Origin of the sequence: Rickettsia sibirica 246 (assembly GCF_000166935.1) — a bacterium.
Lineage (GTDB): Bacteria > Pseudomonadota > Alphaproteobacteria > Rickettsiales > Rickettsiaceae > Rickettsia > Rickettsia rickettsii.
This window is the reverse complement of record NZ_AABW01000001.1, coordinates 984,089-1,003,265: the sequence shown is the minus strand read 5'-3', so window position 1 is coordinate 1,003,265 and position 19,177 is coordinate 984,089. Positions and strand designations below refer to the sequence as shown.

Below are 19,177 nucleotides of genomic sequence, written 5' to 3'. Positions count from 1 at the left end.
TTCACCTTACTTATACAACATTATTCATTAACTTGAATGTCAGCAGATTTTACAGATATTTCATTTACTTTTTTATCTCTTCTCATAGCAATAGATTTTGGTGATGCAAGTTTATTTAATGCATCAAATGTTGCAGAAATCATTGCGTAAACATTCGTTGAACCTATTGATTTAGCAACAATATCATGAACGCCTAAAGAGTCAAAAATTGCTCTCATAGATCCTCCGGCTATAATGCCTGTACCTGCTTTAGCTCTTCTTAAAATCACTTTAGCAGCTCCACTTTTACCGACAACGTCATGGTGAATAGTCCTATTTTGATATAACGGTACTTTCATCATTCTCTTTTTAGCGGCTTGTTTTGCCTTTCCTCGAGCTTCATTTACTTCTTTAGCTTTTCCGTGTCCCGCTCCGACTCTGCCGGCTTTATCACCGACCACTACATAAGCAGAAAAAGCAAAGCTTCTACCGCCTTTTACTACTTTTGTAACTCTATTTACATCAACTAAAACTTCACTTAAAGTCTCGTCATTTTTTTTAACTTTAGACATTACTACAACCTTATAACCTAAAATTTTATTTTCTCTCTAGCTGCATCAGCTAGCGCTTTTACAACACCGTGATACTTATATCCGCCTCTATCAAACACTACGTCTTTTATCCCTGCAGAATCAGCTTTTTTTGCTATTTCTTCGCCTACTTTGATAGCATTTTCAATATTACAATGAGATTTTTTTAATTTTTTTATTTTCTCATCTAAAGTTGAAGCAGCAGCAATCGTTATAGACTTAGAATCATCAATAATTTGTGCATATATATGTCTACCTGACTTAAATATTGATAATCTAACTCTATTAGATGTTTTAGATATTTTATGTCTTATTCTACTTCTTCTTTTTTCAAATTTTAGCTTAGCACTACGCATATTTAACTCTTAAATTTAATTTTTCTTACCTTCTTTACGCGGTATAAATTGATTTTCAAATTTAATTCCTTTTCCTTTATAAGGCTCAGGTGGTCTCTGTTTTATAATAATTGAAGCAAATTGTCCTAATTTTTCTTTATCTGTTCCCTCAAGAATAATAATATTTTGCTTAGGCATCTCTATTTTAATATCTGAAGGTATTTCAATTTTTGTATTATGGCTTTTAGCAAGCATTAAATTTAAATATTTACCTTTTACCATCGCCCTGTAACCGACTCCGTTAATTTCGAGTTTAAGCTTAAAACCTTCTTTAACGCCGGTAACCATATTTGATATTATGCTTCTTGCAGTACCCCACATAGCACGTGCATTTTTATTTGCGGCTAAAGGTTTTACTAAAAGCTTATTTTCTGCCAATGAAATTGCTATATTACCTTTAAAAGTTTTTGATAATTCGCCTTTAGGTCCGGATATTTTTACTTCTAAATCATTTAAACCAATTTTTATACCTTCAGGTATAGTAATTGGCAATTTTCCAACACGTGACATTTTTTACCTTAAAATACTTTACAAATTACTTCGCCGCCGACATTTTTAATATGAGCTTCTCTATCAGACATAACACCGTAAGGAGTAGAAAGAATATATATACCCATATTATTATAATATCCTTTCAAATCTTTAATAGCAGAATATACTCTTTTTCCAGGCTTTGATACTCTATGAATTTCGCATATAGAAGCATCGCCATTAACAGAGTATTTTAAAGCTACCTCAGTATAACTAATATTATTTTTTTGAGTAGTTATATAATCTTTTATATAACCTTCTTTTTGCAAAACATCTAAAATTGAAGTTTTAATTTTAGAACTAGGAAAAGAAACATTTATCAATTTGCTTTTATAAGCATTTCTAATTCTAGTTAACATATCTGCTACATTATCCGTCATTGACATATGATTTACCTATCGACTTTTACCAACTTGACTTAACTACACCGGGAACTAAGCCTCTGCCTATTAATTCTCTAAGCTTATTCCTCGATATACCAAACTTTCTTATAACACCTCTTGGTCTACCTGTAAGCTCACATCTATTTCTTATTCTAGTAGATGATGAATTTCTAGGTAATTGTGCAAGTGACATTACCAAAGAAAAACGCTCTTCTAATGAAATATTTTTATCATAAATTTTACTTTTTAGTGCTAAACGTTTATTATGTAAACTTTGTGATTTTTTTTTCCTACTTTCGTTCTTTTTTATAGAACTTACTTTTGCCATTATATATATCCTAAAAATTAATTATAAAAAGGTAAATTAAACCCTGATAACAAAAATTTACTTTCTTGATCTGTTTTAGCAGATGTAACGATTGTAATATCCATACCTCTTATTGTATCGGTTTTATCGTAATTAATTTCAGGAAAAACTATCTGCTCTTTTAACCCAAAAGTAAAATTCCCTTTACCATCAAAACTTTTATAAGAAAAACCGCGAAATTCTTTAACACGGGGTAATGCAACAATTACTAACCTCTCTAAAAAATCATACATTCTATCTTTACGTAATGTAACCTTGCAACCTATTTTCATATTTTCGCGTAACTTAAAAGTTGCAATAGATTTTCTTGCTAACGTTACAACCGGCTTCTGACCGGAAATCAAAGTAAGATCATTTACTGCATTATTAATTACTTTGGAATCGGCTGTTGCTTCCCCTACTCCCATATTTATCACAATTTTCTTAATTTGCGGTATTTCGTGTTTATTTTTATAAGAAAATTTTTTTTGTAAGTTTTCAATAATTTTTTGCTGATATAATTCTTTAAATCTTAACATTATTTACCTTCCTTACCAATAATTTCCCCTGATTTCTTTGCTACTCTAACCTTAGAACCGTCTTCTAAGAATTTAAAAGCTACCTTGGTAGGGTTACCGGTTTTTGGATCGATGTGTGCAATATTTGAGATATGTATAGGTAATTCTTTAGTTATTATCCCGCCTTCACTCATTTGATTAGATTTAGTATGCTTTTTTACTACATTTACTCCAGAAACAATTACTTTACTGTCCTCCGGGAAAACTTTTAATATTTTACCTTTTTTTCCTTTGTGCTTTCCGGTAATAACAACAACTTCATCACCTTTTTTTACTTTTAATTTAATCATTTATAACACTTCCTCTGCAAGCGACATTATTCTAACATATTTTTTCGCTCTAAGTTCTCTTGTAACAGGACCAAAAACTCTAGTACCGATAGGTTCATCTTGTTTATTCAAAAGCACTAATGCGTTTTGATCAAATTTTATTGTACTACCGTCAGGTCTTACTACTCCAGTCTTTGTACGAACAATCACGCCTTTATAAACATCACCCTTTTTAACCTTACCGCCGGGTATAGCGTCTTTAACAGATACAACTATAACATCACCCAGCTTTGCCACCATATGGTGAGAGCCACCTAAAACTTTAATACACATAACTTTTTTAGCACCGGAATTATCTGCAACTTCCAAGATGCTCTGCATTTGAATCATAAACTACTTCCAATTTTTTATACACGAGAAATAAAATAAACAATCTACCTTATAAAGTCAAAGATTAAAAAACTTTATTCCCCATTTACCACTACCCATGTTTTGGTTTTTGAGATAGGCCGACTTTCAATTATACTAACTTTATCTCCTTCTTGATATTTATTTTCTGAATCATGAGCAGCATATTTTTTAGATACTTTCACAAATTTTTTATAAATAGGATGCTTAAACTTTCTTTCTACTTTTACTGTAACCGTCTTATCAGCTTTTGAACTTATAACCACGCCTTGTAACACTCTTTTCGGCATTTTAATATTCCTCACTATTAGCTCTTTTTGTTAATTCAGTTTTAATACGTGCTATAGACTTTTTGACTAACGAAAACCTACTAGTATTTTTTAAATCACCTAAAGCTTGTTGAAATCTTAAATTAAACAATTCTTTTTTTAAAAGATTAAGGTTTTTATAAAGCTCTTCTATTGTTTCAGTAGATAACTTACTTCTTAATAATTTTAAATCATTCATAACGTCTCACTATCCTTGTTCTAACAGGTAATTTTGCACTTGCAAGCTCCAAAGCTCTAAGTGCAACATTTTCTTCTACACCTTCAATTTCAAACATAATTCTTCCAGGGGAAACTCTAACTGCAAAAAATTCAGGAGAACCTTTACCTTTACCCATTCTTACTTCGGCAGGCTTTTTAGAAACGGGAACATCCGGAAAAATGCGAATCCATAATCTTCCTTGCCTTTTCATACATCTAGTAGCAGCTTTTCTGCCTGCTTCTATTTGTCTTGCAGTAACACGCCAACCATCTATAGATTTTAGACCAAATGATCCAAAAGCAAGCGTCGTACCTGCTTTTGCTGTTGAAGCAACCCTACCCTTATGAGCTTTTCTAAATTTTTGTTTTTTCGGAGCTAACATTTTAATACTTAAAATTAATTATATCTTTTATTGTCTGTATATTCACCTTTATAAATCCACACTTTAACCCCTATAACTCCATAAGTAGTTATAGCCTCAGCTGTTGAATAATCAATATCAGCTCTTAAAGTATGTAACGGCATTCTTCCTTCTATATACCATTCGGTTCTAGCAATTTCAGCACCTCCAAGTCGTCCTGAACAACTAACCCTGATACCTTGTCCACCTTGTTTAAATGACGCCTGAATTGCTGTTTTCATGGCTTTTCTAAAAGAAACTCTTTTTTCAAGCTGTAGTGCTATAGTTTGAGCTACTATAGCAGCATCTATATTAAATTTTCGAACTTCGTGAATATTTATATAAACTTCTTTTAAAGAAGTCATTTTCTCGATAGCTTTTTTTAGCTTATCAATTTCACTACCGTTTCTACCGATAATGATATTTGGTTTTTTGGCATTAATATTAATTATAATACTTTTATTAGAAGGGCGCTCAATTAAAACTCTACTAATTTGGGCTTGATTAAAACCCTTATTTATTAAATCCCTAATTTTTAAATCTTGTATAAAAAGAGTTTTATAATGTTTTTCTGCATATAATATGGAATCCCAACCTTTAATTAAAGTCGGTCCAACTCTAAAACCATGTGCACAAACTTTCTGCCCCATTTTAATTATCCTCTTTTTCTGTAACAGTTATATAAAGATTACTAAAAAACTTATTTATTCTAGTTGCTCTTCCTTTTGCTCTTGGCATAACTCTTTTCATTACTAAAGCCTTACCTACAGTCGCTTTAGTAATAACCAATCTATCTATATCTAGACCTAAATTATTTTCAGCATTTGCAACAGCAGATTGTAAACAATCTTTTACAACTTTTGCAATTCTTTTAGGAGAAAAAGTTAATTGTACCAATGCTTCAGATACTTTCATATTTCTAATAAAGGCTGCAACTAAATTGAGCTTCCTTGAACTTACTCTAATAGATTTAGCTTGTGCCGTAGCAAAATTTTTATTTTCCTGTACCATATAAATCTTTATTTTCTTTTGATTTTTTTATCTGCTCCATGACCGTGAAATGTTCTAGTAGGAGCAAACTCACCTAATTTTCTTCCAACCATTTCTTCATTTACAGAAACCGGAATAAACTTATTTCCATTATGCACAGAAAAGGTAAACCCTACAAAAATAGGTAAAATCGTTGATCTTCTAGACCAAGTTTTAATCATTTCAGATTTACCTGATTCCATTAATTTTTGAACTTTCTTTATTAAATAACCGTCTACAAAAGGCCCTTTCCATATTGAACGTGCCATACTAATACCTAATTAATTTAAAATCTATTTTCTTTTCTTTACGATAAATTTTGAAGTACGTTTATTTTTACGTGTCTTCTTACCCTTTGTTGGGAATCCCCAAGGGGTAACAGGATGGCGACCTCCTGAAGTTTTACCTTCACCACCACCATGAGGGTGATCTACAGGATTCATTGCTACACCTCTAACATGCGGTCTCCAACCTAGCCATCTATTTCTACCGGCTTTGCCTAAATTAATATTTTTTTGATCCGGGTTAGATATACTACCTATAGTAGCTTTACAATCTAAAGGTACTAACCTAAATTCACCTGATCTTAATTTAATCTGAGCATATCCTGAATCTTTACCCACTAGATCTACTGAAGTACCTGCAGACCTTGCAATTTGACCGCCCTTACCGACTTTCATTTCAACATTATGTAAAGTAGTACCGATAGGAATGCATTTTAAAGGTAAACAATTTCCTATTTTTATATCAGCATCTTGACTTGATATTACTCTATCACCTACAGATAATTTTTGTGGTGCTAGAATATAAGAATATTCCCCATCTTCATATTTTATTAAAGCAATAAAAGCAGTTCTATTAGGGTCATACTCTATTCTTTCAACAATAGCAGAAATATCAATTTTATTTCTTTTAAAATCAATAATACGATATAATTTTTTGTGTCCTCCACCTCTGTGCCAAGAAGTAATTCTACCTTGATTATTTCGTCCACCGGTTTTAGATATACCTTTGGTCAAAGATTTTAAAGGTCTGCCTTTCCATAAACTAGTTTTATCAACTTGAACTAACTCTCTAAGAGAAGGAGTAATTGGATTAAAGTTTTTTAAAGCCATTTATTTAATTCCTCCGGCAAAATCGATATTATGGTCTTTTTCTAATGTAACAATAGCTTTCTTTCTATTGATTTGAGTCCCTATAATTCCTTTAAATCTTTTCTTCTTACCTTTAACGTATAAAATATTCACTTTTTTTACTTTTACTTTAAATATTTCTTCTATAGCCTTTTTAAGGGTAAGTTTTTTAGCAAATTTATCTACATAAAAAGCGTATTTATTTTGTTCCGAAAGGGTTGTAGTTTTTTCTGTAATAATAGGTTTTCTAATTAAATCGTAGTATTTATAAGAACTCATCTTAACCTCTCTTCTAAAACACTCACTGCTTCTTGTGATAATAGGACATATTCATGTCGTATTATATCATAAACATTGGCTCCTATTTGTGGAACAATCACAGTATTATAAATATTTTTTGCAGCTAAAGAAAAATTAATATCTACTTCATTTCCATCTATTACAAAGAAACTTTTCCCTTGAAATTTGTTTAATATATTTACAAGAGCAGAAGTTTTAGGCTTATCTAGCTTTAAAGAATCTATTACTAATAATTTTCCTTCAGCGCATTTCTCGGATAAAGCATGAATTAAACCAAGTTTTCGTACTTTTTTAGGTAATTTCGTTGCATGACTACGTACTCTAGGTCCATGAGCTACACCACCACCACGCATCTGTACCGATCTAAGGGAGCCTTGTCTTGCATTACCTGTACCTTTTTGCTTAAACGGTTTTTTTGTGGTTCCTAATACTTCTGATACTGTTTTAGTTTTGTGGTTACCGGACATTGCCTTAGCTCTCTGCCAATCAATAACCTGCTTTATTATATCATCTCTGATAAATTCAACAGCAAATATATCTTCATTTAAGCTAATCTCACCAACTTCTTCATTAGCAAGACTTAATATTTTAGTTTTCATCTTTATTTTAACCTTATACAGTCTTATATAAAACTTTTATATAAATAATATTGCATGGCGTTTTGTTAACGTGATAATCTTTAACCTCAACAAACATGTCTAAATATCTATTATACAGTTATTGAAATCTTTTTTATTGCATCTTTTACTGAAAGATACGAATTTTTGTGACCGGGTATACTACCCTGAATCATAATAAGCTTACGCTCTTTATCAACGGCAAATATTTTCAAATTTTGAATAGTAACTTGGTTACATCCCATATGACCGGCCATTTTTTTGCCTTTGAAAACCTTTCCTGGATCTTGTCTTTGTCCTGTAGAACCATGCGAACGATGGGATATCGAAACACCGTGAGAAGCTTCAAGACCTCTAAAATTATGTCTTTTCATACTACCGGCAAATCCTTTACCTATAGTAGTTGCCGTTATATCCACAAATTGTCCTGCCGTAAAATGGTCTACTTCTAGACTTGCTGCTATATCAATAAAATTCTCTGCAGAAATTCTAAATTCTTTTAATTTAGTTTTAGGAGATATTTTAGCATTAGCAAAAACTTGTCTCATAGGTTTGGTTACTCTAGATATTTTTTTATCTTTTACACCTATAACCAAAGCATTATATCCATGTTTTTCTAGAGTTTTATGTCCTACTACTTGACAATCATCAACTTTTACTAATGTTAAAGAAATTCTTTCGCCTTTATCATTAAAAACACTAGTCATCCCAATTTTTTGAGCAATTATACCGGTTCTCATTTATTCCCCACTCTCTAATTCAATCACTACATCAACACCTGCTGCTAAATCAACTTTACTTAAAGCATCGACAACCGCCGGATTCGGATCACCTATAACTAATAATCTTTTATGCTTTCTAATTTCAAATTGCTCTCTTGACTTCTTATGTACATGAGGAGACCTATTTACGGTAAATCTTTCAATTTTTTTAGGTAAAGGAATAGGGCCATTAATGTTAGCAAACGTTCTTTTAACAGCACTAACTATCTCTTTTGTAGCTTGATCAAGACTACGGTGATCAAATGATTTTAAACGAATTTTGATTTTATTTTTCATTCAGTAAACCTAATATTTAAACAGCAAGATATTTTTTTAGACATTTTTCCAAACTGTACTTCTAGAGGTAATTTGTACGTCGATCCGGCACTCGAATCCTCACATCCGTTATATACGCTACGGTTCTGCATTCCGTACCTCCTTCAAATTCTTCTCTATAAGCCGGTTCAGAAAAATGTCTATTACATCTTAAAATATAAATACCTATTATTAAAAAATAATAGGTATTTATAAAATCAATTAATTATTTATTTTAGTTACTACGCCGGCACCCACTGTTCTACCACCTTCACGTATAGAGAATTTCAACCCTTCCTGCATCGCAATCGGTTTAATTAATTCCACTGTAAAAGTAGCATTATCTCCAGGCATAACCATCTGCTTATCAGCAGGCAATTTTATTGTACCGGTAACATCTGTTGTTCTAAAATAGAACTGCGGACGATAGTCATTAGTAAATGGGGTATGACGTCCACCTTCTTCTTTACTAAGCACATATACTTCAGCTTCAAACTTATCATGCGGTTTTATGCTACCAGGTTTTGCGAGAACTTGTCCTCTTTCAACTTCTTCTCTTTTTGTACCGCGTAGTAATATGCCAACATTATCTCCGGCTTGTCCTTCATCAAGTAATTTCCTGAACATTTCTACACCGGTACAGGTAGTTTTTTGCGTATCTTTTAGACCGACTATTTCAATTTCCTCACCTACCTTAATTATTCCTGACTCTACTCTACCAGTTACAACAGTACCTCTTCCTGAAATAGAGAATACATCTTCTATTGGCATTAAGAAAGGTTTATCCGTAGCTCTTACAGGCTGCGGTATATAGCTATCTACTGCATCCATTAGCTCATTAATAGCTTTTTCACCTTCAGGCTTTCCTTCTAAAGCTTGAAGTGCAGAACCTTTAATAATAGGTATTTCATCACCCGGGAAACCATATTTTGATAATAATTCCCTTACTTCCATCTCTACTAGTTCTAATAGATCAGGATCATCCACCATATCTATTTTATTTAAGAATACTACCATAGCAGGCACACCTACCTGTTTTGCTAGTAATATATGCTCTCTAGTTTGCGGCATAGGACCATCAGCAGCAGAAACTACTAATATTGCACCGTCCATCTGAGCGGCACCGGTTATCATGTTCTTTACATAGTCAGCGTGTCCCGGACAATCTACGTGTGCATAGTGTCTATTTTTAGTCTCATATTCTACGTGTGCAGTAGAAATAGTTATACCTCTTTCTTTTTCTTCAGGCGCAGCATCAATTTGATCATACGCTGTAGCTTGTGCTCCACCTGTCTTAGCAAGTACTATAGTTATTGCTGCCGTTAAGGAAGTTTTACCGTGATCTACGTGACCGATCGTACCTATATTAACGTGCGGTTTAGTTCGTTCAAATTTTGCTTTTGCCATATTATTACTCTCTACAATTTTTTAGGTTTAATACAAGTTATTTTTTTATAAGTGCATTTTTTTGCTAAATTTATTTGTTACCACTATCTCTGGAGCGGGTGATGGGAATCGAACCCACACAGCCAGCTTGGAAGGCTGGAACTCTACCATTGAGCTACACCCGCATTGTGGCACTATTAATAAAATAATTTCAAAGTTATTTTGTTAACAGTGCTATATCAATTTTATTCAGATTTATAAATATACACAATTATGTTTTATTTTTAAATAAAATGATATGCTTCCCTGAACCATTTAAGTGGTGGAGGGAGAAGGATTCGAACCTTCGAACGCTTACGCGGGCAGATTTACAGTCTGCTGCCATTGACCACTCGGCCACCCCTCCTAAAGAACTTTACTGTATTAAATAGACTAATTCACTGTAAAATACAATATATAATTAGTATTAGGACTTATAAAACTTCTTGCCGAATCATCAAATAAACAAATAGCAGCTTGCACATTTATTTAGTTGTAACTTTCTATAATAAATAGTAGTTTCTGTCAAGAACAAATTACTGACGGTTTTCAATAAGATGCAAAATAAAAAACTTGATTCTAAACATTGTTATTATATGTATGGGAAACATCCTGTATTTTCTGCTCTAAATAATCCAAAACGTCAAATTGACAATATTTTATGCACTAGGAAAATTTTTGAGACAAATAAAAAATTAATAGGTACTAGAGCTTATGAAATTGTTAATAACGATATTTTATCTAAATTACTGGAAAACCAAACACATCAAGGAATAGCTGCAAAAATTAGACCAATTTTTTCTTACAATTTAGAGGACATAGATATAACAAATCCAAAATGTAAAATTGCGATTCTTGATCAAATAACAGATACACAAAATATTGGCACAATTATTCGTAGTGCCGCTGCTTTTGATATAAATGCTATAATATTACCTCAAGATAATTCTCCAAATGAAAGCGGCAGCATTGCTAAAGCGGCTTGCGGTACTTTAGAATTAATACCTATAATTAAAGTTACTAACTTACGCTCATGTATGAATTATCTTAAAAAACACGGCTTTTGGATTATAGGTCTAACAGGTTCTGCAAATGACTACTTTACCGATAAATTAATTTCCGACAAAATAGTATTGGTATTTGGCTCAGAAGATAAAGGCATACGAAGATTAGTTGCAGAAACATGTGATTATTTAGCCAAAATCCCTATTTCTCAAAGAGTAGAAAGTCTTAATGTATCAAATGCCGCTTCTATAATTTTTCATTCATTACATAAATAATATTTTTAATAAATCAAATATTGTTTTTTATTTACTTCGATATAAATATTTAGTCTACTAAAATTAAAGTCATAAACTTTTATTATATCAATTAATTTGAGAGAAAAGTAATGCAAAGGGAACCAAATGAACAAATTATCGAGAGTTTTGAAAAACAATTAGACATATTTATAAATGCACTTACAGAACAAGAGATAACAACAGCTATATTAAACAATTTTTTTGATAAAGTGATCAATAACCTCAAGAATGAAAGATTAATTAATGATATTATATTTGATATATATCAAGGTAAAACAGTAATTACTAAACCTATATATTCCGATTATATAACATCTTCCGAACCTAAATATAACGAACATTGGCAAAAATTTTATAGTTTTAATCGTAATCTTATGATAGAAAGCACATTAATATTTATTGCTAAGAATCTAAAAAAAGCTTCTTTAACAGACAAATTATATTATAGCTTTGCTAAATTAGCCCAGCAATTAGACTTGAATGCAGTAAGTGATCATTTTATGAAAAAAATAGATAATTATATAACATTTAACAATTTATGAAAAATTACAGAACCGAAAGTGATTCTTTTGGAGAAATTCAAATAGAAGAAAAATTTTATTGGGGGGCTCAAACTCAAAGATCTTTAGAAAATTTTAAAATAGGCAAGCAAAAAATGCCTGAAATTTTAATTCGTGCTCTTGCTATTTTAAAAAAATGTGCAGCACAGGTTAATCATGAGTTTGGTGATTTAGAAGCTAAAATCGCTATAAGTATAGATAAAGCCACGGATAGAATCTTAGAAGGCGAATTTGAGGATAATTTTCCTTTAGTAGTTTGGCAAACAGGTTCAGGAACGCAAACAAACATGAATATGAACGAGGTTATTGCCTCTATTGCCAACGAAGAATTAACAGGCAAGAAAGGCGGCAAATCTCCGGTACATCCTAACGATCATGTTAATAAAGGACAATCATCCAACGACTCTTTTCCAACCGCTATGCATATAGCAACCGTACTTGCAACTAAACAGCAACTGATACCAGCTTTGAATAATATACTCACCTCTTTGCAGGATAAGTCAAAAGATTGGGACAAAATCATAAAAATAGGACGTACCCACTTGCAGGATGCAACTCCTTTAACTCTTAAACAGGAATTCTCCGGATATATTACACAAATAGAGTATGCTTTAGAACGCATAGAAAATGCACTAGAAAAAGTTTATCTACTTGCCCAAGGAGGCACAGCAGTCGGTACAGGTATTAACTCAAAAATAGGCTTTGATATAAAATTTGCCGAGAAAGTGGCAGAGTTTACTAACCAACCCTTTAAGACGGCTCCTAATAAATTTGAAAGTCTAGCTGCTCACGACGCACTAGTAGAATTTTCAGGAACTCTTAATACTATAGCAGTTAGCTTAATGAAAATAGCAAATGATATAAGACTGCTCGGCTCCGGTCCAAGATGCGGTCTTGGTGAGCTACATTTACCTGAAAATGAACCTGGTTCTTCTATTATGCCCGGTAAAGTAAACCCTACACAAGTCGAAGCTTTAACAATGGTGTGCAGTCAGGTGATGGGGAATCATGTTACGGTTACTATTGCCGGCTCAAACGGACATCTTGAACTTAACGTATTTAAACCCGTAATAATATACAATATCCTACAATCTATAGAGCTGTTATCCGATAGCGTAAATAGCTTTGTTACTCACTGTGTTAAAGGATTAGAACCCAATATAGCACGCATTAATGATTTACGTGATAAATCTCTAATGCTTGTTACAGCTCTTAATCCGCATATAGGCTATGATAATGCTGCAAAAATTGCTAAAGAAGCACATAAGCACGGGATCACTTTAAAAGAAGCAGCTAAAAAACTCAATCTTCTATCGGAAGCAAAATTTGATAAAATAGTAGTACCTGAAAAAATGGTTAGTCAATCTTAGGTTTTATACAAAGATATTAATTTAAACTATTAATATTACTGTATAAAATCTTATAAATAGGATAATATTAAATTAGTCTATTATTATATTACCTATGTGAAACAAAATTTATCTAATCAAATTAACCTACTCGAAGCAAAAACTCATTTTTCTGATCTAATACAGCGTGTACAAGACGGAGAGCAAATTACCATTTGTAAGCATAATACAATACGCCGGTTGCAAAAATTATAACTCAAAAACCTAAAATGGATAATATAGTAGAGCAAATAAGAGAATTCCGCAAAGGCAAAACATTAGAGCTCCTTATACTTTAAAGAGCTTAGAGATGAAGGTAGACAATGGTGAATTCTAAACCGTTTATAGCCGATTGCTCCATAACTGTCTCATGGTTCTTTTATGATGAACGTGATAAATATTCAGATTTTACATTAGATTATTGTTATAAGTTTAGAGTGATAGTACCGCCTCTTTGGAGACTTGAAGTAACTAATGTAATATTAATAGCAGAAAAACGTGCTAGAATAAAATCAGTAGAGGTTATTAAAGTTATAGATTTTTTAAACTCTCTCCCCCTTAATATATCAAATTTAAATTTTTCCATACATGAAATTAAACTGCAAGAGCCAACAATCTTACTACATATGATACAACTTATTTATTAACTGCCATGCATGAAGTACTTCCTATGGCCACTAACGATAAAGCATTAATCAAAGCATGTCATAATAACGGCATCCCACTATTTTATAATACAATAATCCATATTTTTCATAAAAAGTTTATGGAAATTTCTAAATCTTTTATTATACTTAAACATTAATTATATAAAATAAAAGAGTATCATGGTTTTAAATATCAAAGCTCCTGAAAATATAGTATTAAAACCAACCATTACAGTTTTTGGCGTTGGGGGTGCAGGTAGTAATGCAGTAAATAATATGATTAGTGCTAATCTGCAAGGTGCTAATTTTGTAGTAGCTAATACTGATGCACAATCGCTTGAACATTCTTTATGCACTAACAAAATACAACTCGGTGTTTCTACGACTAGAGGTCTTGGGGCAGGAGCTTCTCCTGAGGTTGGAGCACTTGCTGCTCAAGAATCAGAAAGCGAAATTCGTAATTACCTAGAAAATAGCAATATGGTATTTATTACGGCAGGTATGGGCGGTGGTACAGGTACCGGTTCTGCACCGGTTATTGCACGCATTGCTAAAGAACTAGGCATCCTTACGGTTGGGGTAGTAACTAAACCTTTCCATTTTGAAGGCGGTCATCGTATGAAAACTGCCGATAAAGGACTTATTGAATTACAGCAATTCGTTGATACTTTAATTGTAATACCGAACCAAAATCTATTCCGTATTGCTAATGAACAAACGACGTTTGCCGATGCTTTCAAAATGGCAGATGACGTATTACATGCAGGCGTTAGAGGAGTAACGGATTTAATGATTATGCCGGGACTTATTAATCTTGATTTTGCCGATATTAAAGCAGTAATGAGTGAAATGGGTAAAGCAATGATGGGTACAGGTGAAGCTAGTGGCGAAGATAGAGCTATTAAAGCGGCAGAATCTGCAATTGCAAATCCACTGCTAGATCATAGCTCAATGTGCGGTGCAAGAGGTGTATTAATCAATATTACCGGCGGTTCCGACATGACCTTATTTGAAGTTGACAACGCTGCTAATAGAATTAGAGAAGAAGTAGACAACCTTGATGCTAATATTATTTTCGGTTCAACATTTAATCCGGAATTAAAAGGAATGATCAGAGTATCAGTTGTTGCTACCGGTATTGATGCCGATAAAGTACCGACATATAAACCCGCAATAGCTGAAACTACCAATATAGTTCCTGAGGAAACTTATAATAAAGCTATAGCACAACCTACACAAATAGAAGAAATGCCTGATTTTAACAGCTACAGTACCGAAAATATTGAAATTACCGACTCTCCAATAAATCAAAATTTTATCGGAAATGAAAAAGAGCTAGGGTTACATGCCAATACTTTCAACAAATCTGAAGATGACTCACCCAAACCATCATTTTTAGGAAAAATATGGGGTTCTCTGCGTGCTTCAAATAATCAAACTTTAGAACGCAAAAACGTTGTTGTTAGTACTCTAGATCAAGATAATAAAGAGTCTGATATTCATGACATACCGGCTTTTTTAAGAAAGAAACGGGATTAGATTAGAAAATGAATATAATTTCAGAACAGCATAAAAAAAGAATTATTAGAAATAACTAAAAATTTTCCTGCAGATACTGCATCACTAATAAATTATGTAGATAAAACATTTAAATGTCACATTCATGATTTATCTTTATCGGATCAAAAAGATTTAAAGTTTTTGATAGCAAAAAGCTTTGCAAATCAAATTGATGTTTGTAAAACTAAAGAACATGTTCAAAATTTTTTACAAGAGTTACACGAGCTATGGGAAGATTTATTTGAAGAGATATTGGAAGATAAGCCTGTATATAGTTTAGACATTGACGGAGCAACATACTATGCCGCATTAGATTTTACCGAATTAAATCAAAATAATATGCTGAATACAAGATTTAGCGCAACCTCCCTTGATTTTCATTTAATAGAAACACTACCTAACTTTTCTAGTGACAAACAAAAATATAAGGCTGAACTAACCTTTACAGAATTAAAACAAAATAATTTTGCAAAAATATATTTGGAAAAACAACAATATAACTCTCAAAGTATTCTTATTTCAAATATACAAAATAATCACAATAATTACATATTATTTCCTAAGATTATAAACCTTGAAGAACAAGTTACCATAGATATATTAAATAATTTATTATTATTAGGTGCTTATAATAAATGTAATTTTTGTGAATCCAATAACGGATCAGAAATATATTTTAGATTACCTAATAATGAAAGGCTTACCATGAAAGTTTTTAGTTTAAATAATCAGCCTATATTAAAAGAAAATAAATTTGAAAATTCTATATTATTTTTAAGTACAAAAATAAACGAAAATGGTGATGTTGACTATAGTGAAGGCTTTAGTACTGATATTATAGCCAATGGTAAAATAAATGCTTCTTATATAACTCCTCTAGGCGAGATAATGGATTCTAATTAAAAAAATAATCATATGCCAAATAAAATTATACTATTTTATCATGTTTTTTAAATACTGATTTATTAGCCGATACCGATAAGCAGTTAAAAGATATTGCACCCTATCCTACACCACTTGAAAATCAAAAGTGTTATGTAATTCATTTACCTACAGAGTCCAATGAAGAAAAGCTAAAAGTAGAATTGCAAGCAACAAAAAATGCAATGCAAGATTGTAATCGTGTTTGGTTTGGTGGTAAGCTGGAAACAAAAACTTTAGAAGGATGGGGATATAATTATTATATAATCGATCAAGTTAGCGATCACCCTGCTAGTACAATGATGGCATGCCCAAACGTAAAAGCAACCATACAAACGGTTAGTGTATTTTTAGGTGATGAAACATTTTGAAGATATAATAGCAAACTACCTATCGTAGTATATGCTCCAAAAGATGTTGAACTACATTACGTTATTTGGCATCAAAATGATACAATCAATTCTGCAAAGGAAGAACCAGAAAAAATAATCAAAAATTCTGTAAATCAGAAATTTTTACTAGATTGCTTAGTCGAAACTTGCAGTTTCTTCTTGCAATGACGAAGACTAACACAGTTAGCATACTAAATTACTCAAAATCTTCCTCTACAGCTTCAACTTCTTGCACTTCCGGTACAAAATGTTTAAGCATGGACTCAATGCCGTTTTTTAAGGTGATGGTGGAACTAGGACATCCAAGGCATGCACCACGAAGTGCTAATTTAACTACACCGTTTTCAAAGCCTTTATATATTATGTCGCCGCCGTCTTGTGCAACAGATGGACGCACCCTAGTTTCAATAATCTCTACGATTTGCTTCTCTATTTCCGAAAGCCCATCAAGGTTATGATTTACATTATCTGCTTTGGTGTTTTCTTCAAATACAGGAAAGCCTGAAACAAAATGATCCATAATAACCATTAAAATTTCAGGCTTTATAACTTGCCAATTACCTTCAGCTTGCTTAGTTACTGTTATAAAATCACTACCGAAAAACACCGATTTTACATTATTAATATAAAATAATGATTCTGCAAGTTTGCTTCTTCCTTTTACTTCAGCAAGCTCACTAAAAAATACCGGCTGATCACTACTTATTTCCTGCCCTGGGAAAAATGTTATTGCATCCGGATTTGGAGTATCTTCAGTTTGAATAAACATAATTAAAGCACACTAATAAATTTGTTGATTATTATAAATTGATAGTACTACTTTTACAATATATTTGTATTTAGGCATTTTTACATGGCGCTCACAATTATGTCATTCCTGCGGCAGCAGGAATCCAATACTACCTATCCACGTCATTGCGAGAAGGCATTTATGCCGACGAAACAATCTCATGCAATTTAAGAGAGATTGCCACGTCGCTACGCTCCTCGCAAGGCATTGTTGCAGGGACCGGTAAAGCACTCGGTGTCAAGCCACGGGATGACAGAGGTAAAATTGATCCACACAACAACACCTCCTCGCAATGACAATTATAAATATTTTGCTAGATTCCCACTTTAGCTAGAAATAACATAAGGCGGCAAATATCTAATTAATATATAAGCCGGTATAAAACAAAATCCTGCTACAATAAAGAAATAAGTCCAGCCTAAATAAGTAGCTGCATAGCCTGAAATACTACCAAACAATATGGTACTAATATAAGCAATAGAAGTAATTAAAGCAATTTGGGTTATACAATATTTAGCACTACAGCATCTTAATTGGTAAGAAAAAAACGGCGACATAGTTAAGCCCTTGGTAAATTCTTGAAAGAAGACCGCTATATACAAACTTGTAATATCTCGATTATAAAAATAGAGAAATAAAAAAGATAGGCTAGATAAAGCATGATATATTAATACTCTTTTAAGCAAATAAGAATATTCATATTTTCGGCACAAAAACCCACCTATAAAACCTCCAAGGATTGTAGCACACATACCGAAAGCTTTATATCCAAGAGCTAAATCTTTCTTCGTATACCCAATATCGAGATAAAACATATTCGGCATAATTGACAGAAAATTATCTTGAAGACGATATAGAAACATAACACTAACAATTATTAGACATTTAGGTTTCTTGACAAAATCATAAAAAGCATGCCAAAATCTATCAAAATCATTAATAATTATCTTATCTTTAAATTTAAGCGGATAGATTATAATTAATAGTAATGACGGTATACATAAAATTGCCATAGCACGATAAACATCTTGCCAGGATATGATAGTAGATAAATATAACGCTCCTGAACCTGCTATAAGTATACCTATTCTAAAGCCTGTAGTACAAGCTGCCTCACTTATGCCCCAATTTTTATTTGTAATCAGTAACATCTGTGATGATTGAAGTAACATATTATAAATGGACAAAAAAAATGCCACAGCTACTAAGCATAAAGCAAATGGTATAAAATGAGTGTTAGGGTTAAAATTTGTTAGAACATATACACAAAAAATACAACTAACCAAAGCAATAATTAAACAATATTTATATCCCCACTTACTTAAAGGAGCAAAACTTACTTTTTCAAGCAAAGGACCCCATAAAAATTTAAATATATGAATAAAATTCACTAAACTAAAAAGCCCGATAGTGATTTTATCAAAACCGGATTCTCGAAGCCAAAAAGAAAGAGTTGAACCGGTAAGTAAATAAATTAAACCTCCAGGAAAAGAAATTATTAATATAAAGAAAATATTAGATATATATTGAAATCGTGAAAAATTTAAACTTATGAATTTATCCTCCTTTAAAATATACGGTTGTCATTCCTGCAAAGGCATCATCGCCCGCATGGATATCTAATTGTCATT

Annotated in this window: 29 protein-coding genes, 2 tRNA genes and 2 pseudogenes; 8 read left to right on the top strand and 25 right to left on the bottom strand. The window is 32.2% G+C overall.

The window, feature by feature from the left end; genetic code table 11:
* Window positions 1-20 precede the first annotated feature (20 nt).
* From rpsE to RSIB_RS06450, 23 genes are all read right to left on the bottom strand, one after another.
* Window positions 21-551: a 30S ribosomal protein S5 gene (gene rpsE / locus RSIB_RS01125; RefSeq protein WP_004997826.1), complete on the bottom strand. Its 531-nt coding sequence runs from the start codon at window positions 549-551 to the stop codon at window positions 21-23.
* A gap of 17 nt (window positions 552-568) precedes the next feature.
* Entirely contained in the window at window positions 569-925 is a 357-nt protein-coding gene (gene rplR / locus RSIB_RS01130) for a 50S ribosomal protein L18 (protein WP_004997824.1), read from the bottom strand.
* Between the two features lie 15 nt (window positions 926-940).
* On the bottom strand, window positions 941-1,474 hold the full coding sequence (rplF, locus tag RSIB_RS01135) for a 50S ribosomal protein L6 (RefSeq protein ID WP_004997822.1): 534 nt from the start codon (window positions 1,472-1,474) through the stop codon (window positions 941-943).
* A gap of 8 nt (window positions 1,475-1,482) precedes the next feature.
* Complete coding sequence (rpsH, locus tag RSIB_RS01140; RefSeq protein ID WP_010977581.1) at window positions 1,483-1,881, bottom strand: 30S ribosomal protein S8; 399 nt, start codon at window positions 1,879-1,881, stop codon at window positions 1,483-1,485.
* A 19-nt stretch (window positions 1,882-1,900) separates the two neighbouring features.
* Complete coding sequence (rpsN, locus tag RSIB_RS01145) at window positions 1,901-2,206, bottom strand: 30S ribosomal protein S14 (protein WP_004997817.1); 306 nt, start codon at window positions 2,204-2,206, stop codon at window positions 1,901-1,903.
* Window positions 2,207-2,223: 17 nt separating this feature from the next.
* Window positions 2,224-2,763: a 50S ribosomal protein L5 gene (gene rplE, locus RSIB_RS01150; protein WP_004997815.1), complete on the bottom strand. Its 540-nt coding sequence runs from the start codon at window positions 2,761-2,763 to the stop codon at window positions 2,224-2,226.
* Entirely contained in the window at window positions 2,763-3,092 is a 330-nt protein-coding gene (gene rplX / locus RSIB_RS01155) for a 50S ribosomal protein L24 (RefSeq protein WP_004997814.1), read from the bottom strand. The genes rplE and rplX overlap by 1 nt, the downstream gene beginning before the upstream one ends.
* Window positions 3,093-3,461 (bottom strand): 50S ribosomal protein L14, encoded by a 369-nt coding sequence (gene rplN / locus RSIB_RS01160; RefSeq protein ID WP_004997813.1) that lies wholly within the window; start codon window positions 3,459-3,461, stop codon window positions 3,093-3,095. It lies immediately after the preceding gene.
* 74 nt (window positions 3,462-3,535) lie between these two features.
* Window positions 3,536-3,769: a 30S ribosomal protein S17 gene (gene rpsQ / locus RSIB_RS01165; protein WP_004997812.1), complete on the bottom strand. Its 234-nt coding sequence runs from the start codon at window positions 3,767-3,769 to the stop codon at window positions 3,536-3,538.
* Between the two features lies 1 nt (window position 3,770).
* The gene (gene rpmC, locus RSIB_RS01170; protein WP_004997809.1) at window positions 3,771-3,986 is read right to left on the bottom strand and encodes a 50S ribosomal protein L29; all 216 of its coding nucleotides are present in this window, start codon (window positions 3,984-3,986) and stop codon (window positions 3,771-3,773) included.
* Window positions 3,979-4,389 carry a 50S ribosomal protein L16 gene (gene rplP / locus RSIB_RS01175; RefSeq protein ID WP_004997806.1) on the bottom strand — a complete coding sequence of 137 codons (411 nt, stop codon included), beginning with the start codon at window positions 4,387-4,389 and terminating at the stop codon, window positions 3,979-3,981. Before rplP ends, rpmC begins: the two co-directional genes overlap by 8 nt.
* A gap of 14 nt (window positions 4,390-4,403) precedes the next feature.
* Window positions 4,404-5,057 carry a 30S ribosomal protein S3 gene (gene rpsC / locus RSIB_RS01180; protein ID WP_004997803.1) on the bottom strand — a complete coding sequence of 218 codons (654 nt, stop codon included), beginning with the start codon at window positions 5,055-5,057 and terminating at the stop codon, window positions 4,404-4,406.
* Between the two features lies 1 nt (window position 5,058).
* Window positions 5,059-5,418, bottom strand: a complete 360-nt coding sequence (gene rplV / locus RSIB_RS01185) for a 50S ribosomal protein L22 (protein ID WP_004997796.1) — start codon at window positions 5,416-5,418, stop codon at window positions 5,059-5,061.
* Between the two features lie 8 nt (window positions 5,419-5,426).
* The gene (rpsS, locus tag RSIB_RS01190; RefSeq protein WP_004997794.1) at window positions 5,427-5,705 is read right to left on the bottom strand and encodes a 30S ribosomal protein S19; all 279 of its coding nucleotides are present in this window, start codon (window positions 5,703-5,705) and stop codon (window positions 5,427-5,429) included.
* A 24-nt stretch (window positions 5,706-5,729) separates the two neighbouring features.
* On the bottom strand, window positions 5,730-6,551 hold the full coding sequence (gene rplB, locus RSIB_RS01195) for a 50S ribosomal protein L2 (protein WP_004997791.1): 822 nt from the start codon (window positions 6,549-6,551) through the stop codon (window positions 5,730-5,732).
* Window positions 6,552-6,848, bottom strand: coding sequence for a 50S ribosomal protein L23 (gene rplW / locus RSIB_RS01200; RefSeq protein WP_004997788.1), 297 nt, complete (start codon window positions 6,846-6,848; stop codon window positions 6,552-6,554). It lies immediately after the preceding gene.
* Window positions 6,845-7,468, bottom strand: coding sequence for a 50S ribosomal protein L4 (gene rplD / locus RSIB_RS01205; RefSeq protein WP_004997785.1), 624 nt, complete (start codon window positions 7,466-7,468; stop codon window positions 6,845-6,847). The genes rplW and rplD overlap by 4 nt, the downstream gene beginning before the upstream one ends.
* Before the next feature lie 110 nt (window positions 7,469-7,578).
* The gene (gene rplC, locus RSIB_RS01210; protein ID WP_004997782.1) at window positions 7,579-8,226 is read right to left on the bottom strand and encodes a 50S ribosomal protein L3; all 648 of its coding nucleotides are present in this window, start codon (window positions 8,224-8,226) and stop codon (window positions 7,579-7,581) included.
* The gene (rpsJ, locus tag RSIB_RS01215; RefSeq protein WP_004997781.1) at window positions 8,227-8,544 is read right to left on the bottom strand and encodes a 30S ribosomal protein S10; all 318 of its coding nucleotides are present in this window, start codon (window positions 8,542-8,544) and stop codon (window positions 8,227-8,229) included.
* Complete coding sequence (locus tag RSIB_RS10630; RefSeq protein ID WP_081440490.1) at window positions 8,541-8,675, bottom strand: palindromic element RPE1 domain-containing protein; 135 nt, start codon at window positions 8,673-8,675, stop codon at window positions 8,541-8,543. The genes rpsJ and RSIB_RS10630 overlap by 4 nt, the downstream gene beginning before the upstream one ends.
* 109 nt (window positions 8,676-8,784) lie before the next feature.
* Window positions 8,785-9,969: an elongation factor Tu gene (gene tuf, locus RSIB_RS01220; protein WP_004997779.1), complete on the bottom strand. Its 1,185-nt coding sequence runs from the start codon at window positions 9,967-9,969 to the stop codon at window positions 8,785-8,787.
* A 90-nt stretch (window positions 9,970-10,059) separates the two neighbouring features.
* Window positions 10,060-10,133: transfer RNA gene (locus RSIB_RS06455), tRNA-Gly, on the bottom strand.
* A gap of 135 nt (window positions 10,134-10,268) precedes the next feature.
* Window positions 10,269-10,354, bottom strand: a tRNA-Tyr gene (locus RSIB_RS06450).
* Window positions 10,355-10,544: 190 nt separating this feature from the next.
* Between RSIB_RS06450 and rlmB the strand changes: the two genes are divergently transcribed.
* The 8 genes and pseudogenes from rlmB to eco all read left to right on the top strand — a co-directional run bounded on the left by rlmB (window position 10,545) and on the right by eco (window position 16,924).
* Window positions 10,545-11,267, top strand: coding sequence for a 23S rRNA (guanosine(2251)-2'-O)-methyltransferase RlmB (gene rlmB / locus RSIB_RS01225; protein ID WP_004997778.1), 723 nt, complete (start codon window positions 10,545-10,547; stop codon window positions 11,265-11,267).
* Between the two features lie 110 nt (window positions 11,268-11,377).
* Window positions 11,378-11,830 (top strand): hypothetical protein, encoded by a 453-nt coding sequence (locus RSIB_RS01230; RefSeq protein WP_004997777.1) that lies wholly within the window; start codon window positions 11,378-11,380, stop codon window positions 11,828-11,830.
* The gene (fumC, locus tag RSIB_RS01235; RefSeq protein ID WP_004997776.1) at window positions 11,827-13,218 is read left to right on the top strand and encodes a class II fumarate hydratase; all 1,392 of its coding nucleotides are present in this window, start codon (window positions 11,827-11,829) and stop codon (window positions 13,216-13,218) included. The genes RSIB_RS01230 and fumC overlap by 4 nt, the downstream gene beginning before the upstream one ends.
* Before the next feature lie 96 nt (window positions 13,219-13,314).
* A pseudogene (locus tag RSIB_RS08185) lies at window positions 13,315-13,566 on the top strand (type II toxin-antitoxin system Phd/YefM family antitoxin).
* The gene (locus RSIB_RS01240) at window positions 13,560-13,883 is read left to right on the top strand and encodes a type II toxin-antitoxin system VapC family toxin (protein WP_004997775.1); all 324 of its coding nucleotides are present in this window, start codon (window positions 13,560-13,562) and stop codon (window positions 13,881-13,883) included. The pseudogene RSIB_RS08185 and the gene RSIB_RS01240 overlap by 7 nt, the downstream one beginning before the upstream one ends.
* Before the next feature lie 180 nt (window positions 13,884-14,063).
* Window positions 14,064-15,422 carry a cell division protein FtsZ gene (gene ftsZ, locus RSIB_RS01245; protein ID WP_004997772.1) on the top strand — a complete coding sequence of 453 codons (1,359 nt, stop codon included), beginning with the start codon at window positions 14,064-14,066 and terminating at the stop codon, window positions 15,420-15,422.
* 501 nt (window positions 15,423-15,923) lie between these two features.
* Entirely contained in the window at window positions 15,924-16,346 is a 423-nt protein-coding gene (locus tag RSIB_RS10625; protein WP_026053115.1) for a hypothetical protein, read from the top strand.
* A 32-nt stretch (window positions 16,347-16,378) separates the two neighbouring features.
* Window positions 16,379-16,924: pseudogene (gene eco, locus RSIB_RS08170) on the top strand (serine protease inhibitor ecotin).
* Between the two features lie 28 nt (window positions 16,925-16,952).
* Here eco and RSIB_RS01255 read toward each other — a convergent pair.
* Together RSIB_RS01255 and RSIB_RS06440 are read right to left on the bottom strand one after the other, a co-directional pair.
* The gene (locus tag RSIB_RS01255; RefSeq protein WP_004997765.1) at window positions 16,953-17,525 is read right to left on the bottom strand and encodes a NifU family protein; all 573 of its coding nucleotides are present in this window, start codon (window positions 17,523-17,525) and stop codon (window positions 16,953-16,955) included.
* A gap of 347 nt (window positions 17,526-17,872) precedes the next feature.
* On the bottom strand, window positions 17,873-19,099 hold the full coding sequence (locus tag RSIB_RS06440; RefSeq protein ID WP_081440489.1) for an MFS transporter: 1,227 nt from the start codon (window positions 19,097-19,099) through the stop codon (window positions 17,873-17,875).
* Between the last annotated feature and the right edge of the window lie 78 nt (window positions 19,100-19,177).

What these genes read in the sequence shown, in the direction of transcription:
- RSIB_RS10630 (WP_081440490.1), bottom strand. Translation starts at nt 8,675, where the DNA reads ATGCAGAACCGTAGCGTATATAACGGATGTGAGGATTCGAGTGCCGGA.
- rplN (WP_004997813.1), bottom strand. Translation starts at nt 3,461, where the DNA reads ATGATTCAAATGCAGAGCATCTTGGAAGTTGCAGATAATTCCGGTGCT.
- ftsZ (WP_004997772.1), top strand. Translation starts at nt 14,064, where the DNA reads ATGGTTTTAAATATCAAAGCTCCTGAAAATATAGTATTAAAACCAACC.
- rpsJ (WP_004997781.1), bottom strand. Translation starts at nt 8,544, where the DNA reads ATGAAAAATAAAATCAAAATTCGTTTAAAATCATTTGATCACCGTAGT.
- rplW (WP_004997788.1), bottom strand. Translation starts at nt 6,848, where the DNA reads ATGAGTTCTTATAAATACTACGATTTAATTAGAAAACCTATTATTACA.
- rplV (WP_004997796.1), bottom strand. Translation starts at nt 5,418, where the DNA reads ATGGTACAGGAAAATAAAAATTTTGCTACGGCACAAGCTAAATCTATT.
- rpsH (WP_010977581.1), bottom strand. Translation starts at nt 1,881, where the DNA reads ATGTCAATGACGGATAATGTAGCAGATATGTTAACTAGAATTAGAAAT.
- rpsS (WP_004997794.1), bottom strand. Translation starts at nt 5,705, where the DNA reads ATGGCACGTTCAATATGGAAAGGGCCTTTTGTAGACGGTTATTTAATA.
- rplE (WP_004997815.1), bottom strand. Translation starts at nt 2,763, where the DNA reads ATGTTAAGATTTAAAGAATTATATCAGCAAAAAATTATTGAAAACTTA.
- rplX (WP_004997814.1), bottom strand. Translation starts at nt 3,092, where the DNA reads ATGATTAAATTAAAAGTAAAAAAAGGTGATGAAGTTGTTGTTATTACC.
- RSIB_RS01240 (WP_004997775.1), top strand. Translation starts at nt 13,560, where the DNA reads ATGGTGAATTCTAAACCGTTTATAGCCGATTGCTCCATAACTGTCTCA.
- fumC (WP_004997776.1), top strand. Translation starts at nt 11,827, where the DNA reads ATGAAAAATTACAGAACCGAAAGTGATTCTTTTGGAGAAATTCAAATA.
- rplR (WP_004997824.1), bottom strand. Translation starts at nt 925, where the DNA reads ATGCGTAGTGCTAAGCTAAAATTTGAAAAAAGAAGAAGTAGAATAAGA.
- rplC (WP_004997782.1), bottom strand. Translation starts at nt 8,226, where the DNA reads ATGAGAACCGGTATAATTGCTCAAAAAATTGGGATGACTAGTGTTTTT.
- rpsE (WP_004997826.1), bottom strand. Translation starts at nt 551, where the DNA reads ATGTCTAAAGTTAAAAAAAATGACGAGACTTTAAGTGAAGTTTTAGTT.
- rplB (WP_004997791.1), bottom strand. Translation starts at nt 6,551, where the DNA reads ATGGCTTTAAAAAACTTTAATCCAATTACTCCTTCTCTTAGAGAGTTA.
- rplP (WP_004997806.1), bottom strand. Translation starts at nt 4,389, where the DNA reads ATGTTAGCTCCGAAAAAACAAAAATTTAGAAAAGCTCATAAGGGTAGG.
- RSIB_RS01230 (WP_004997777.1), top strand. Translation starts at nt 11,378, where the DNA reads ATGCAAAGGGAACCAAATGAACAAATTATCGAGAGTTTTGAAAAACAA.
- rpsN (WP_004997817.1), bottom strand. Translation starts at nt 2,206, where the DNA reads ATGGCAAAAGTAAGTTCTATAAAAAAGAACGAAAGTAGGAAAAAAAAA.
- rpmC (WP_004997809.1), bottom strand. Translation starts at nt 3,986, where the DNA reads ATGAATGATTTAAAATTATTAAGAAGTAAGTTATCTACTGAAACAATA.
- rlmB (WP_004997778.1), top strand. Translation starts at nt 10,545, where the DNA reads ATGCAAAATAAAAAACTTGATTCTAAACATTGTTATTATATGTATGGG.
- rpsC (WP_004997803.1), bottom strand. Translation starts at nt 5,057, where the DNA reads ATGGGGCAGAAAGTTTGTGCACATGGTTTTAGAGTTGGACCGACTTTA.
- rplF (WP_004997822.1), bottom strand. Translation starts at nt 1,474, where the DNA reads ATGTCACGTGTTGGAAAATTGCCAATTACTATACCTGAAGGTATAAAA.
- tuf (WP_004997779.1), bottom strand. Translation starts at nt 9,969, where the DNA reads ATGGCAAAAGCAAAATTTGAACGAACTAAACCGCACGTTAATATAGGT.
- rpsQ (WP_004997812.1), bottom strand. Translation starts at nt 3,769, where the DNA reads ATGCCGAAAAGAGTGTTACAAGGCGTGGTTATAAGTTCAAAAGCTGAT.
- RSIB_RS01255 (WP_004997765.1), bottom strand. Translation starts at nt 17,525, where the DNA reads ATGTTTATTCAAACTGAAGATACTCCAAATCCGGATGCAATAACATTT.
- rplD (WP_004997785.1), bottom strand. Translation starts at nt 7,468, where the DNA reads ATGAAAACTAAAATATTAAGTCTTGCTAATGAAGAAGTTGGTGAGATT.